General features: G+C 52.5%; 12 protein-coding genes. 8 read left to right on the forward strand and 4 right to left on the reverse strand.

Going from position 1 to position 15,062, the window contains the following annotated elements:
* Positions 1-29 precede the first annotated feature (29 nt).
* The 8 genes from BMX44_RS07300 to BMX44_RS07335 all read left to right on the forward strand — a co-directional run bounded on the left by BMX44_RS07300 (position 30) and on the right by BMX44_RS07335 (position 10,542).
* Positions 30-1,193: an efflux RND transporter periplasmic adaptor subunit gene (locus BMX44_RS07300; protein WP_090630770.1), complete on the forward strand. Its 1,164-nt coding sequence runs from the start codon at positions 30-32 to the stop codon at positions 1,191-1,193.
* Complete coding sequence (locus BMX44_RS07305; RefSeq protein WP_090630515.1) at positions 1,190-1,864, forward strand: ABC transporter ATP-binding protein; 675 nt, start codon at positions 1,190-1,192, stop codon at positions 1,862-1,864. Before BMX44_RS07300 ends, BMX44_RS07305 begins: the two co-directional genes overlap by 4 nt.
* A complete protein-coding gene (locus BMX44_RS07310; protein WP_090630519.1) occupies positions 1,861-3,063 on the forward strand; it encodes an ABC transporter permease in 1,203 nt (400 codons plus the stop codon). The genes BMX44_RS07305 and BMX44_RS07310 overlap by 4 nt, the downstream gene beginning before the upstream one ends.
* Positions 3,060-4,259 carry an ABC transporter permease gene (locus BMX44_RS07315; protein ID WP_090630521.1) on the forward strand — a complete coding sequence of 400 codons (1,200 nt, stop codon included), beginning with the start codon at positions 3,060-3,062 and terminating at the stop codon, positions 4,257-4,259. The genes BMX44_RS07310 and BMX44_RS07315 overlap by 4 nt, the downstream gene beginning before the upstream one ends.
* A gap of 191 nt (positions 4,260-4,450) precedes the next feature.
* The gene (locus BMX44_RS07320) at positions 4,451-5,989 is read left to right on the forward strand and encodes an ABC transporter permease (RefSeq protein WP_090630773.1); all 1,539 of its coding nucleotides are present in this window, start codon (positions 4,451-4,453) and stop codon (positions 5,987-5,989) included.
* Positions 5,986-8,052, forward strand: coding sequence for an ABC transporter ATP-binding protein (locus BMX44_RS07325; protein ID WP_245738862.1), 2,067 nt, complete (start codon positions 5,986-5,988; stop codon positions 8,050-8,052). Before BMX44_RS07320 ends, BMX44_RS07325 begins: the two co-directional genes overlap by 4 nt.
* Positions 8,042-9,643, forward strand: coding sequence for a peptide chain release factor 3 (locus BMX44_RS07330; RefSeq protein ID WP_090630527.1), 1,602 nt, complete (start codon positions 8,042-8,044; stop codon positions 9,641-9,643). The genes BMX44_RS07325 and BMX44_RS07330 overlap by 11 nt, the downstream gene beginning before the upstream one ends.
* Positions 9,644-9,672: 29 nt before the next feature.
* On the forward strand, positions 9,673-10,542 hold the full coding sequence (locus tag BMX44_RS07335) for a YicC/YloC family endoribonuclease (RefSeq protein ID WP_342708029.1): 870 nt from the start codon (positions 9,673-9,675) through the stop codon (positions 10,540-10,542).
* A 71-nt stretch (positions 10,543-10,613) separates the two neighbouring features.
* Here BMX44_RS07335 and BMX44_RS07340 read toward each other — a convergent pair whose 3' ends face one another.
* The 4 genes from BMX44_RS07340 to BMX44_RS07355 form a co-directional block, all read right to left on the reverse strand.
* The gene (locus tag BMX44_RS07340) at positions 10,614-11,444 is read right to left on the reverse strand and encodes a formylglycine-generating enzyme family protein (protein ID WP_090630780.1); all 831 of its coding nucleotides are present in this window, start codon (positions 11,442-11,444) and stop codon (positions 10,614-10,616) included.
* Positions 11,445-11,751: 307 nt separating this feature from the next.
* The gene (locus BMX44_RS07345) at positions 11,752-12,126 is read right to left on the reverse strand and encodes an REP-associated tyrosine transposase (protein WP_245738863.1); all 375 of its coding nucleotides are present in this window, start codon (positions 12,124-12,126) and stop codon (positions 11,752-11,754) included.
* Between the two features lie 166 nt (positions 12,127-12,292).
* Positions 12,293-13,966: a DNA repair protein RecN gene (recN, locus tag BMX44_RS07350; protein ID WP_090630530.1), complete on the reverse strand. Its 1,674-nt coding sequence runs from the start codon at positions 13,964-13,966 to the stop codon at positions 12,293-12,295.
* Positions 13,967-13,981: 15 nt separating this feature from the next.
* Positions 13,982-14,854 (reverse strand): NAD kinase, encoded by an 873-nt coding sequence (locus tag BMX44_RS07355; protein ID WP_090630533.1) that lies wholly within the window; start codon positions 14,852-14,854, stop codon positions 13,982-13,984.
* Between the last annotated feature and the right edge of the window lie 208 nt (positions 14,855-15,062).

The raw sequence follows: 15,062 nt of genomic DNA on the forward strand, positions 1-15,062 counted from the left end.
AAGAATACAAACAAAATCGCTACTTAATTATGCAGCAATCCAAAAAAACATTCCGCTTTATCATATATGGCGGTTTCATTGTCTTGATACTTGCTGCGGTATGGTATTTTTCCCGTCCGGAGCCTCCAGAGGTTGAACTGGCTGTCGTCACGTACGGTAATGTCGAGTCTACCGTGGTCAATACCCGTGCCGGCACAGTCAAGGCCTGCCAGCGTGCCAGACTGGCCCCGGCACTCGGTGGGCAGATCGCGCATATTCTCGTCGATGAAGGCGACAATGTCGAGCAGGACCAGGTTTTACTCGAACTCTGGAATGCCGATCTGATCGCGCAGCGAGAACTCGCCGAACGCCAGCTTTCGATGGCCCAAGAGCGCCGCCGGGAGGCCTGTATCATTGCAGAAAATGCCTGGCGGGAGTCGCAACGGACACAGCAACTGGTCGATAAGGGATTTATCAGCCCGCAGGCCGCTGAAGACGCCGATGCCAATGCACGTGCGCGACAGGCCAGTTGCGACGCGGCAATATCCGATATCAAGCGTGCCAAGGCGCAGATCCGCGTTACTCTGGCCGGTCTGGAACGTACCGTTCTAAAAGCACCCTTTGCGGGTGTCGTTGCACAGGTAACAGGCGAAATCGGCGAATACGCCACCCCTTCGCCTCCAGGTATTCCAATGCCGCCGGTTATTGACCTGATTGATACCAGCTGCTTGTATGTAATGGCGCCCATGGATGAAATCGACGCCCCCAAAATCAGAATCGGTCAGCCTGCACGTATCACCCTGGATGCCATGCCCGAAATATCCTTTCCGGGCCGGGTCAGGCGCATTGCCCCTTATGTCACAGAAGTTGAAAAACAGGCCAGAACCGTCGATATTGAAGTCGATTTCTCCGAACTGCCTGACAATCCGCTACTGGCTGGTTACAGCGCCGATGTCGAAGTGATTCTCGACAGCCGCGAACATGTGCTGCGTATACCGACACAAGCCCTGCGCCAGAACAATAAGGTATGGCTGCTCAGTCAGGACAATACATTGATAGAACGGCAACTTGAAACAGGTCTGGCTAACTGGAGCTTCACCGAAATCATCAGTGGTCTCGATGACGGCGATCGAGTGCTGATTTCATTTGATCTTGAAGAAATCAAACCGGGTATCGTCGTGCGGCCCAAAGCATCCGAAACCCCTGTGTCATGATTGAGCTGACCGGTATAACGCGCATTTTCCATATGGGAGAACAGAGTATTTATGCGCTGGATCATATTGATCTTGAGATACAGAATGGTGAATATGTGGCCATCATGGGACCTTCCGGTTCTGGAAAGTCAACATTACTGAATGTCATCGGTTTACTGGACAAACCGGACGATGGCAGTTACAGGCTCGATGGAAAAACAGTCACCGACTTGTCTGAAGCCGAGCAGGCACAGATCCGCCGTGAAAAGATCGGTTTTGTGTTTCAATCGTTTCATCTGGTGCCGCGCCTGACAGCTGCCGAGAATATTGAGCTGCCCTTGATTCTTAGCGGACTGGCGGCTGCTGAGCGCAAGCAACGTGTAAACGATACATTACGTGCATTCGATCTCTCAGACCGTGCCGCGCACAGGCCGTCTGAATTATCCGGCGGACAACGACAGCGCGTCGCCATTGCACGCGCCACCATTATGCAGCCGACGGCTATACTGGCCGATGAACCAACAGGCAATCTGGACCATCAAATAGGCGTAGAAGTAATTGCGCTGCTGGAAAATCTGCACCAGACCGGCACCACACTCATAGTGGTGACACATGACCGCGAGCTGGGTGATCGTGCGCACCGTCAACTGATGCTGCGTGACGGAAAAATCATGACCGATAAAAAGACATGACGCTGGCCGATACTTTTTTTTTATCATTTAAAACCGTAGTCAGTTATCGCCTGCGCTCGGTATTGATTATTCTGGCGATGACACTGGGTGTTGCCGCCGTTGTTGTGTTGACTGCACTGGGCGACGGCGCCCGAAAATATGTTGTAAACCAGTTCTCTTCTATCGGAACCAATTTACTTGTTGTCATGCCAGGGCGCGCAGAAACTACCGGCGCATTTCCCGGCGCCGTGCTGGGCCAGACACCACGTGATCTGACGCTGAAAGATGCGCAATTGCTCGGCAGGCTTCCTCAAGTCAGGCGATACGCGCCACTGAACGTTGGCGAGGCGGAGCTTTCCGCTTCAAACCGGCTGCGCGAGGTTACCGTGCTCGGCAGCAATGAAGAACTAATTCCCATACGGCACATGAAACTGGCTCAAGGCGGCTTTTTGAAGCATGGCGCTGACTACAGCGCCCAGATCGTCCTTGGTTCCAAACTGGCCAGCGAATTCTTTCCACTGACATCGGCCATTGGACAGCGAATCAGATTGAATGAACGTCGATTTCTTGTATCCGGCGTTCTCGCCCCTCAGGGTAAAACCATGGGCCACAATACCGATGAAATCGTGATCATACCGGTCGAACAGGCGCAGTCCTTGTTCAACACCACGTCCCTTTTTCGCATACTGGTCGAGGCCAAAAGCCACGATGCCATAGAACCAGCCAAAGAAGCCATTCTGGAAACGCTCAAACAAAGTCACGATGGCGAGGAAGATATCACCGTTATCACGCAGGACGCAATTCTGGCGACATTCGATCGTATTTTGCACGCATTGACACTTGCTGTTGCCGGTATCGCTGCGATCAGCCTGATCGTTGCCGGTATTCTGGTCATGAATGTGATGCTGGTCGCCGTGAATCAACGCACTTCGGAAATCGGACTGTTGAAAGCGATAGGCGCGCCAGCCGCCGATATTCGTTTCTTGTTTTTTGCCGAGGCCATGTGGCTGTCTACAGCGGGTGCAGCTTTCGGTTTTCTGGTAGGTCAGTTAGGCAGTCTTATGCTACGCCTTGCTTATCCTGATCTTCCTGCATGGGCGCCTGCATGGGCCAGCATTGCCGGTATCACGGTCGCTTTGTTAACCGGAATTCTTGCCAGTATCCTGCCAGCCAACAAGGCCGCGCGTCTGGATGCCGTTCAAGCATTGAGCAAGAAATGAACACGATCGATACACTGCATTTTGCTTTTCGTTCACTGACCGCGCACCCCCTGCGCACGGCATTATCGGCATCCGGGATCGCCATCGGCATAGCCGCAGTTATTCTGTTAACGGCCATCGGTGATGGTGTCCAGCGTTTTGTATTATCGGAATTTACCCAGTTCGGGACCAATATCATTACTATTACACCCGGTAAAATCACAACACACGGCGGTTCGCTGGGCGCTATCGGCAGCGCCCGTCTGCTGACCATCGATGACGCGATTGCATTAGGCAATTCCCGCTATGTCGAATATGCCAATCCAAGCGTTATGGGAAATGCGGAAATCAAGGCTAACAGACTCAGCAGACGCGTCACGCTGTACGGCCAGGGCCCCGATTTCGCACGTGCGTTCAATATGCAGGTTGCTATCGGCCGATTTTTGCCGGACGACGATCCACGGAACCCGCGCGCTTATGTCGTACTCGGCGCCAAAGTACATCAGGAACTGTTCGACAGCGAAAATCCGCTTGGAGAAATTCTGCAGGCTGGCGGCTCCCGGTTCCGGATCATCGGCGTCATGGCCCCCAAGGGTCATGTGCTCGGGTTCGATCTGGATGATACCGTTTACATTCCCACCACAAGGGCACTGGAGGTCTTTAATCGGGAAGGCGTAATGGAAATTAATGTTTCCTACCAGCCTGACGCGCCGCTGGAAGCTGTTGTTGACGAGCTAAAAGATATTCTCGTCGCACGTCACGGACGGGAAGATTTTACGGTCACACCACAACAGCAAATGCTCAGTACGCTCTCGACAGTGCTGAATGTACTCAAGTTCGCTGTTGCGGCTCTGGGCGGTATTTCCCTGCTGGTCGGCGCTGTCGGCATGGTCACATTAATGCATATCGCAGTCGCAGAACGGGTAGCCGAAATCGGGTTGCTGACTGCGCTGGGAACAACGCGCGCGCGCATTCGGACTTTATTTCTGATTGAATCGACGGTGTTATCAACACTGGGCGGCATGGCAGGACTGATCGCCGGCTCAGGTCTGGCCGGCTTGCTCAAAATTTTTGTCGTCAATTTGCCGGTTAACATTCCCTGGGACTATGTTTTAGGTGCCCTGGTAATTTCAATATTCATAGGTCTTGCAGCCGGGGTGTTACCGGCTATGCGCGCCGCTCAACTGAATCCCGTCGATGCATTGCATACCGAGTAAACTGAACTGTCAACAATCAAACAGCGCGTTGCTGTTTGCAAATCACAAACAAGTGCATCCGATTGACACACAAATTCACCATCAACAGCGAGACCGCCCCATAATAAGGTGATGGTGAAGCAGATACAATTATGTTATAACCGGTGGTCTTAAACCATCCACATTTGACCCTGCTGCAAACGAATACTGAAATGCCATTCAAGCCCGTTATTCTCTGGACCGACTCACTGGTATTTTTACTGGTTCTGATCGTGCTCGTTACCATCTGGTATGTACGAAACCATGAGTACTTGCTCGCCCCCTGGAGAAGAGTCGGGCACAGTACCAGTGGTATGTCAGCACTTACCGTTTTACTGGTCTTCATTACTATCGGTTTACTGGATACGCTACATTTCCGCCCGGCTTTACAGCACACAAACAATCACGGGGAAAGAGTGTACAGTGTTGAAGTACTCAGTGTGCTCGATATCGTGCTGACGCCGTTGCGAACCAACGTAGAAAAGACCTATTCGGCGCCGCTGGCGACGCATTTATATACCAAAGAAACTATCGACCGACCGGACGGCAACCAGATACGCACGTTTGCCAGACTCGAATTTGGCGGCGCGCACCTTCAAAACCCGGCGTCGGACCGGTTAACGGATATCGCGTGGCGGACCGCTACTGGTGCAGTGCTGGGACTCCTGGTATGGTGCGGCTTGCATGCCCTGCTGTGCCTGAGCATGGCACGGCGTTCAGACCGCAACTTTGCTCAGTGTTTTCAGTCCATCTGGCGGCGGTCAACTGAGATTCCATGGCATGCCATTCTTATTACACTGGCAATTGTTTCCGTGCTGATCGGTATAACCACACTGCTCGCAATGCAATACCATGTGCTTGGCACGGACAAAGTCGGCCAGGATGTACTGTATCTTTCATTGAAAAGCATACGCATTGCGCTGATTATCGGCACCCTGACCACGCTGATAATGCTGCCTTTTGCATTGCTGCTGGGCATAACGGCCGGCTACTTTCGCGGCTGGATCGATGACGTGATTCAATACATTTATACCACGCTGAACTCCATCCCCAGTGTCCTGCTGATTGCAGCAACGGTTCTCATGATGCAGGTTTATATTGAAACTCATCCGGAAATGTTTGAAACGATTGCGTCGCGTGCTGATATACGACTGCTTTTTTTGTGCATTATTCTGGGTATTACCAGCTGGACCAGCCTGTGCCGATTGCTACGCGGAGAAACACTGAAACTTCGGGAGATGGAGTACATTCAGGCTGCACATGCGTTCGGTGTCTCGCACTGGCGTATTATCAGCCGCCATATCCTGCCTAACGTGATGTACATTGTTCTGATAGCCACAGTGATGGATTTCAGTGGGCTGGTGCTGGCCGAAGCCGTGCTGTCCTATGTTGGCGTGGGCGTTGATCCGTCCATGATCAGCTTTGGCACCATGATTAATGCGGCCCGGCTGGAAATGGCCCGCGAACCGATGGTTTGGTGGGCATTACTGGCCGCGTTTTTATTTATGTTCACCCTGGTACTCTGTGCAAACCTGTTTGCAGACGCAGTACAGAAAGCGCTCGACCCTCGCGTCAGAACTTATCAGAGCCACGACAACCAGTCAAAAGGTAATATCCCGGCTGCGGCAACCACACATCAGGCAGCGGCGACACAAGCATCCGTCTCGCCGGTTACAGCCGTTACAGTCAACAGACCACCACGGCAATCATGAACACACTTCTGCAAATTGAAAATCTGAGAACGATACTGCATACCGGTAACAGTCCGGTACGTGCGGTCGACGGCCTGTCATTAACCATCAATAAAGGTGAGACTTTCGCCCTGCTTGGCGAATCAGGCTGCGGCAAATCCATGACAGCGCTGTCCATCATGCGATTATTACCTGACACCGGTGAAATTCAGTCGGGCGCAGTCAGACTCAGCGGCAATGACATACTTCAGTTGCCTGAGGCTTCAATGCGCCGTATTCGCGGCAAACTGATCAGTATGATATTTCAGGAACCCATGCTCAGCCTCAATCCGGTCATGACTATTGCAGATCAGATTAACGAGGTTTTGAAGCAGCATTTACCGCTGAGTAATGACGCCGCGCAGCATCGCATTGTCGAATTGCTCGAACAGGTCGGAATTCCCGATGCACGCCGCAGAATGCATGAATATTCCTTTCAGTTTTCAGGTGGCATGAAGCAACGGGCGATGATCGCCATGGCACTGGCAGGCCAGCCCGAATTGCTGATTGCCGATGAACCGACAACCGCACTTGATGTCACAATTCAGGCGCAGGTTCTCGATCTGCTGCGCCGGATCCAGCAACGAAATCAGATGACAATCCTGCTGATTACGCACGATCTTGGCGTCGTCAGTGAAATGGCGCAGGTCATCGCGGTCATGTATGCAGGAGAAATCGTCGAGCAATCCCCGCGGGAACGGTTTTTTTCGCAACCTGCGCATCCATATTCACAGCAGCTGTTCGCCTCGCTTCCGGCCAAACAGAAACGTCATCTGGAACTGGCTGTCATCAGCGGCACGGTGCCTTCACTGTCACAGCAATTCAAAGGCTGCCGCTTTGCTGACCGCTGTCCGCATGCTTTTGCACGCTGCCACGATATCGTACCCCAATGGCATGTAATTGCTGACAATCACAGCGTCCGCTGCCATCTTTACGATACGGCTGCCGTACCTGAGCAAAACAGACCGGCACCTGATGTTACCTTGAAAACCGAAACCGCAGCACGGCAACCACAGGCCGACAAGCCGTTATTGCAGGTTAACGGACTTAAAGTTCATTTCCCGATCCGCAAAGGACTGTTCAAACGCCTGGTCGGGCAGGTCAGGGCTGTTGATGGCGTTTCGCTGAACATCTTTGCCGGAAAAACACTGGCGCTGGTCGGTGAATCGGGTTGTGGAAAAACCACCGTCGGTAAAAGTATTCTGCAGCTGATCGAACCGACGGCCGGCAATGTCCGTTATAACGGCCATGAGCTGGTTGGCATGCGCCGTGAACGATTACGCCCGCTGCGTTCAGATTTGCAATTCGTATTTCAGGATCCCTATTCATCCCTGAATCCGCGTATGCGGATTATCGATATTCTTCAGGAAGGCATGAATGCACTCAATGTCGACACGCCGGCCGTGAATATTCAGGCATCGCAGCCCCCCCTTTCGCGCGAACAGGCAGTTGATGCACTGCTCGATTGCGTCGGATTGCCCGTTGAAGCCAAATGGCGCTATCCACATGAATTTTCGGGTGGTCAGCGGCAGCGCATAGCAATCGCCCGGGCGCTGGCGGTCAATCCAAGTCTGCTGATTTGCGATGAACCAACCAGCGCTCTCGATGTCTCTGTACAAGCGCAGATTCTGAATCTTCTGAATACGTTACAGAATGATTTTGGACTTGCATTTTTATTCATAACGCATAATATTTCGGTCGTCGAATATCTGGCCGACGAGATTGCAGTCATGTACCTGGGTCGTATTGTTGAATACGGGCGGGTCGATGAAGTGATCGATCATCCCCGGCATCCGTATACGCAGGCGTTATTATCCGCAGTGCCGGTCATTAATGAATCCTCTGCTGCAGCCATGATAAAATTAAAAGGGGATTTGCCCTCGCCGGCCTCGCCACCGGCAGGCTGTCATTTTCACCCACGTTGTCCGCATGCCATGCCGGTCTGCAACCAGTCTTATCCGGCAGCCAGCACAATCAGCCCAACGCACTATACACATTGTTATCTTTATTCACAGGAGCACATTACTAAGCAACATGAGCATTGAAAAAGAAGTCACGCGGCGCCGAACGTTCGCCATCATTTCCCACCCGGATGCGGGCAAAACGACACTCACCGAGAAACTGTTAATGTACGCCGGCGCGATCCATATTGCCGGCAGCGTCAAAGCGCGCAAAGCCAGCCGACACGCCACCTCAGACTGGATGGAAATCGAAAAGCAACGCGGCATATCGGTTGCCAGTTCGGTCATGCAGATGGAATACCGCGACTGCGTGATCAATCTGCTGGACACACCCGGGCACCAGGATTTCTCTGAAGATACCTACCGCGTCCTGACCGCCGTCGATGCTGCATTGATGGTTATTGACGCTGCCAACGGTGTCGAGGAACAGACCCTGCGCCTGCTTGAGGTCTGTCGAGCGCGGCATACACCGATACTGACTTTTATCAACAAAATGGACCGTGAAGTGCAGCCGCCGCTGGACCTCATCGATGAAATAGAGCGCACGCTCGGTATGGATGCGGTGCCGTTTACCTGGCCGATCGGTATGGGTCGTTCTTTCCACGGCGTATATGACCTGCGCAAGCAAGGGTTGCGTGTCTTTAAACCAGGCGCCGACCGTGCCGATACCGCAAACGAACTTGTTACAAACCTGAATGACAGGGATGTACAATTACGTTTCGGCTCTGCCCTGAGCGATGCACAACAGGAAATCGAACTGATTGAGGTGGCCTCTCCGGCCTTCGATCACATGGCGTTTCTTGCCGGCCAGCAGACACCGGTTTTTTTCGGCTCGGCCATCAATAATTTCGGCGTACGTGAAGTGCTGGATGCGCTGGTGGACCTGGCCCCGCCACCAGAACCCCGCCAGGCGATGCAGCGCGAAGTATTGCCCGACGAACAGAAATTTTCCGGCGTCGTATTTAAAATTCAGGCCAATATGAATCCGGCGCACCGCGACCGTATCGCCTTTTTGCGCATCTGCTCCGGTCAGTTCAGGCGCGGCATGAATCTTAAAGTCGCGCGCAGCGGCAAAGATATTCGTACCAATACCGTGGTGTCGTTCCTGTCGCAGCGCCGCGATATTCTGGAAGAAGCCTATCCCGGCGATATTATCGGCATACCCAACCACGGCACCCTGCAGCTTGGCGACACCCTGACTGAAGGCGAATCGCTGCAATTCACCGGCCTGCCGTTTTTTGCGCCGGAAATATTTCGCACCGTCGAAATAGCTGATCCGCTGCGCAGCAAACAACTCAAGCTTGGCCTGACCCAACTCGGCGAAGAAGGCGCAATCCAGGTATTCCGTCCCCATCTCGGCAACATGCTGTTGCTGGGAGCGGTCGGCATTTTGCAATTTGAAGTCGTTGCGCACCGCCTGCAACATGAATATGCCGTTGCCGCCCGTATTGCGCCGGCCAAATACCAGCTGGCACGCTGGGTGACGGCGGACGATCCGCGTGAATTACAGCGTTTTATCGAAGCGAATGCGCACCGGATTGCTTACGATGCTGTCGACGCACCGACATTCCTGGCTTCCTTCGGCGCCGAAATCAGCGTCGCCGAAGAAAACTGGCCAACCGTGCAGTTTCACAAAATGCGTGAACACGCCGGACTGGTCTTTCAAACGCAGTAAATTCATCCCAACGACTGGAGCGTGCATCAATGATGATCAGCAGCATGACGGGCTACGCCACCCGGACGCAGACGACCCCTAACGGCACGCTGACGCTGGAATTACGTGCCGTCAACAACCGGTTTCTGGATATTCAGTTACGTCTGCCGGACGACTTCCGCGCACTCGAACCCAAAATCCGCGAACAGATCGCACAGCATCTGAAACGCGGAAAAATCGAATGCCGACTGAACTTCACACCGCATTCGGACATTGAAAACCCGCAGCAACTGAACTCGGCGTTAATGCACAAACTGCTGGAACTGAATCACACGGTCAAGACCGCGCTACCCGAAGCAGCCGGCTTGTCCGTTGCTCAAATACTGAACTGGCCGGGCATGCTCGGCAGCGACGTGCTGTCCATCGATGAACTACATCAAAACACGCTGGCCCTGCTGCAGTCGGTACTGCCTGAACTACAGGCGACCCGCATGCGCGAAGGCGAAAAACTGCAAGCAGTACTGCTTGAGCGTGTCGCTACCATGCGGCAGCACCTGGCGGCGATTGTGCCGCGCATACCCGACCTGATCGCAGCCTTTGAAGAGAAACTGGCCACACGCCTGCAAGAGGCACTCGATAATCGCGAAGACGACCGCATACGCCAGGAAATCACCATTTTTGCCGCCAAAATCGATATCGACGAAGAACTGTCCCGGCTGCGCACCCACCTGGATGAAGTCGAACGCATTTTGAACACCGACGGAACCGTCGGCAAGCGGCTCGATTTTCTGATGCAGGAACTCAACCGCGAGGCCAATACCATCGGCTCCAAATCGGTCGACATCGAAATCTCCCGAATCGCCATGGAACTGAAAGTCCTGATCGAACAGATGCGCGAGCAGGTTCAGAATATTGAATAAAAAAGGTTTTGTGGGTGCTTTGTAGGGTGCCAATAAGCGAAGCGCATTGCACCATAAAGCACGCCCTGAATTCAGTGATTTCGAGCAAGACGAAAGCCAGTATCGACGTTGCGGTAAGTGGAAACATATTGATTACGATAGGCAGAGTGGCAGTCTTCACCGCCGCTGAACCAAGAGCCGCCGCGCAACACGCGCCTGTCTCCGGATTGTGGACCTTGTGGATCGGTTACCGACTCTGACGGGTAATCGCCAAACCAGTTCAGACACCATTCCCATACATTGCCGTGCATCTGGTACAACCCCCAGTCGTTGCACGGCATTACCTTCACATCGACTGTCTGTTCACGGAATTCGCTGCGCTGGCCATTATTGTAGGGATAAGGATAATTACCGTCAAAATTAACCAGTGATGAGTCGATCTGGTCACCCCAGCTAAATGGCGTTGTCGTTCCGGCACGACAGGCGTATTCCCACTGTGCTTCGGTTGGCAGACAAAGCTTCAACTCCGCTTTTAACCCGTTCATTTTATCGATAAAGGTTTGCGCATCGTCCCAGCTGACATTCTCTACAGGACGGTCTTCACCTTGAAAACGACTTGGGTTTTGATAATCTTTTCCCATGACTACCGTCCATAATGCCTGCGTCACCGGCGTATCGGCCATCCAGAATCCCCTGGTCAATGTGACTTCATGCTGCGTTTCATCTAAACCAAACGATTCCCGTTCCGGTTCACCCGTTGGCGAACCCATCAAAAACGTTCCCGGTTCGCACCAGCGAAATATCTGACGCACGCCTTTATATGTGAACGCCATCCACAGTCCGTACTCATCCTCGCCCCAGTCGGACGCCCAGGCTTCAGGAAATTCTTCGGGAAAAACGGTATGCTTGCGGAGGTTGATCATAGCTTTGTAGGGTGCAATAAGTGAAACGCATTGCACCATAAAATAACCGGTTGCTGCAATGCGTACGGCCTATTCTCAAAACCGCAACCGGTAAGGTGCCATTAAGTGAAGCGCAAAACACCAGATGATGAGACCAGTTCTTTACTCGTTGCAATTTACTGCATCCTCATCACCACCTGCCCAATTAGGTGGATACACGTTATTTTCCACCAATTTATGAAATGTCGAATGCGGCCAATCGGCTACATATTTGACCAAACCATGCTTGACCGGATTGATGTGCAAATAATCCATGTGGGCATTGAAATCACGCTGATTCCGAATCAAATGCTCCCAAATACCGTCGTTGCCAAATACCCCGCTCACCACGGCGTGTACGTGAAGCGTTACGTATTTCTTCTTGCGGCAGCCCTTTGGAAAATCCCATTTTGATTAACCGCCAGCGTGTCGAAAAATTCATGTCATTTGACGGCAATTCAATCACGCAATGCAGGTGATCCGGCAACACCACCCAACCGTGAACGACAAACGGGTGCGCCTTTCGTACCGTCGCGACCGATGTCCGCAACAGACCAATATGCCGCGTCAACAAATCATTTCCTTGCCGTTTCAACAGATTTACAGTCCAATGGTGCAATGCCCGCTGGTTATTGCACCCTACAAACTCACCACTAACATTCATATTGAATAATATTTCACACTAGGAAATTTATCACCCAATTACGGGTAGGGTTTAAATAAACAGAGCATATTGCACCAAAACAGACACACCCATGGGTGCATTCCGTTGGATATTGCATATCTGTTGATCTCAAGTTGAATCGGACGATTCTTTCAGGAAACATATTTCATTCTGCCGCACTGTTTTGCAGCATCTCCGCCGCATGTTTACGCGTGGCTTCGGTCATTTTCACGCCGCCCAGCATGCGTGCGATTTCGTCCACGCGTTGATCGTTGTCGAGCATCGTTATGCGGCTTTGTATCTGTTGACTGTCGGTTTCCTCTGTTTTGGTCACCTGCAAGTGGTGATCGCCTGCGGCGGCCACCTGCGGCAGATGGGTGATGCACATCACCTGCCGTGAACGGCCGAGCTGTTTTAGCAACTGGCCGACTATTTCTGCGACGCGTCCGCCGATACCGACATCCACTTCATCGAAAACAAGCGTCGGTACCGAACCGGTCTGGCTGGCGATAACCTGTATCGCCAGGCTAATGCGGGACAACTCTCCACCCGAAGCCACCCTGGCGAGGGGCTTGAGCGCCAGCCCTTTGTGCGCGGCAACCTGAAACTCGACCTGCTCCAGACCGCTCGCATTCCCCTGCTCCAGCGGTTCAAACGCAACTGAAAATTTGCCGCCGACCATGGCAATTGTCTGCATGGCTTCGGTTACAGCTTTTGCCATAGTCTTTCCGGCTTTGCGCCGTTTTCCACTGAGCTTTCCTGCAAGTTCGCGATAGGTTGCCAGTGCAGCCTGCTCCTGCTCAGCCAATTGGGTAAGATTTCCGCCACCGTCCAGTGATTCGAGCTGAGCAGATACATCATCAAGCAAAGCTGGCAATGCTTCGGGCGCGACGCGGTATTTTCTGGCCATGCCGTGGATGACTGTTACGCGTTGTTCGACTTCCTGCAGATATTGCGGATCGATATCAAGTTGCTGCCGGTAATGCCTGAGTTCGTAAATACTTTCCTGTACCTGTATCTGGGCAGAATCCAGCAGGTCAATCACAGTCTGCAACTGACTGTCGTATTCGAGCAGATTCTGCAACCGGCTTTTCACCGCGCCGATTTGTGAAACTGCGGCGGTATCATTTTCCGACAATAATTCGATCCCGCTCTGGGTCGCTTCCAGTAAACCGGCCAGGTTGGAAAGCCGGCTGTGGTCCGTCTGCAAAGTTTCCCACTCATTGGCAGTCAGGTTGAGTTCCGAGAGTTCACGCTTTTGCCATTCGAACTGTTCGCGTTTTTCAAGCGACTCGGCCAACCGCTGTTCGCAATCGACCCGCTCCTGCTGGATATCCTGCCAGCTTTGAAATGCAGTTTTAACGGCTTGCGAAAGTTCACAGCAACCGGCGAACGCATCCAGCAATTCGCGCTGGGCCGATTTCTGCATTAAGGCCTGGTGTGCGTGCTGACTGTGGACGGCAACCAGATAGTCTCCGGCAGTACGCAATTGCTGCAACGTCACTGTATGGCCGTTGATCAGTGCGCGTGAACGGCCGCTGGCGTCCAGTACGCGTCGCAGGATGCAGCTACCCGAGTCGCCCTGCAAATCATGTTGATCCAGCCACTCACAAAATTCCGGTAACGCTTCAGTATCAAACAGCGCGCTGATCTCTGCACGTTCGCATCCCTGGCGAATCAGGCTGCTATCACCACGCTCGCCCAGGGTCAGTGACAAAGCGTCGATCATGATAGACTTGCCGGCCCCGGTTTCACCGGTCAACACCGTAAAACCGGCGGAAAACTCCAGTTCCATATGGTCGACAATGACAAAATTGCTGATACTGAGCAGTCTGAGCATGGTCAAGGTAATGGATTAATGCAGTTCACTCCACCCCAGTTTTTCACGCAACATGCGGTAATAACTATGATTGACGGAGTGCAACAGGCGAACCGTCTTGGGAAAACGTCTGATGATAATGCGGTCGGATTGCTCCAGATCGTAGCAGGAATGGCTGTCGCAGTGTACGCGCGCATCAAGCGAACTGAGCATATGCACTTCGACACTTGCATCGGGCCCGACCACGATCGGGCGATTGCTCAGCGTATGCGGACAGACCGGCACCAGCGCAATCAGATCCAGGCTTGGATGAAGAATGGGGCCGCCTGACGACAACGCATAAGCCGTCGATCCCGTCGGTGTCGCGATAATCAGTCCATCGGAACGCATCGTGTTGACGTATTCATTATTGATGCTAATCTGAAACTCAACCATACCGCTGCTCATACCCCGGTAAAGCACCACGTCATTGAACGCCAGCGCACTGAATACGCTGCTGTCATTGCGGATTACCTCAGCATACAACAGCATGCGGCGTTCCGCCGTATAATGCCCCTGCAGCATCTCGTTAAGCGTTTCCAGCATGGTGTCGGTCGACAGGTCCGTCAAAAAACCCAGACGCCCCTGGTTGATGCCGATCAGCGGCACATCATAGGACGCCAGCATGCGGGCGATATTCAACATGGTACCGTCACCACCCATTACTACGGCAAGATCGGCCTGACGGCCGATTTCTTCGAGTGTCAGTGCTTTGTACGTATCATTCGGCAGATAAGAAGCGGTTAAATGATCAACAAAAACCTCAAATTCCAGCCTGGTCAAATATTCAGCAAGATCGAGAATAGGCGCCGCTATCTCCGGATTCTTATGCTTACCTATCAACGCTATCGATTTAAATGGAAAACTCATTACTGAATATTAATTAACCTGCAATTTTTGTGCCGGCTTCATGTCTGTATACAAACTGTCATGCGTGTACTCTACAAAGCCGGTTAATTCGATAAAATTAGCATACCGACTGTAAGGCAAACAACTGTAAAATAGTATGCCACAACGGTAACCCCGAATGATCCGGCAATGATTGTTAATCAAATACCGGATTCAGAAATATTTCTGA

This window comes from Nitrosomonas marina, from assembly GCF_900110145.1.
In the GTDB taxonomy this organism is placed as follows: domain Bacteria; phylum Pseudomonadota; class Gammaproteobacteria; order Burkholderiales; family Nitrosomonadaceae; genus Nitrosomonas; species Nitrosomonas marina.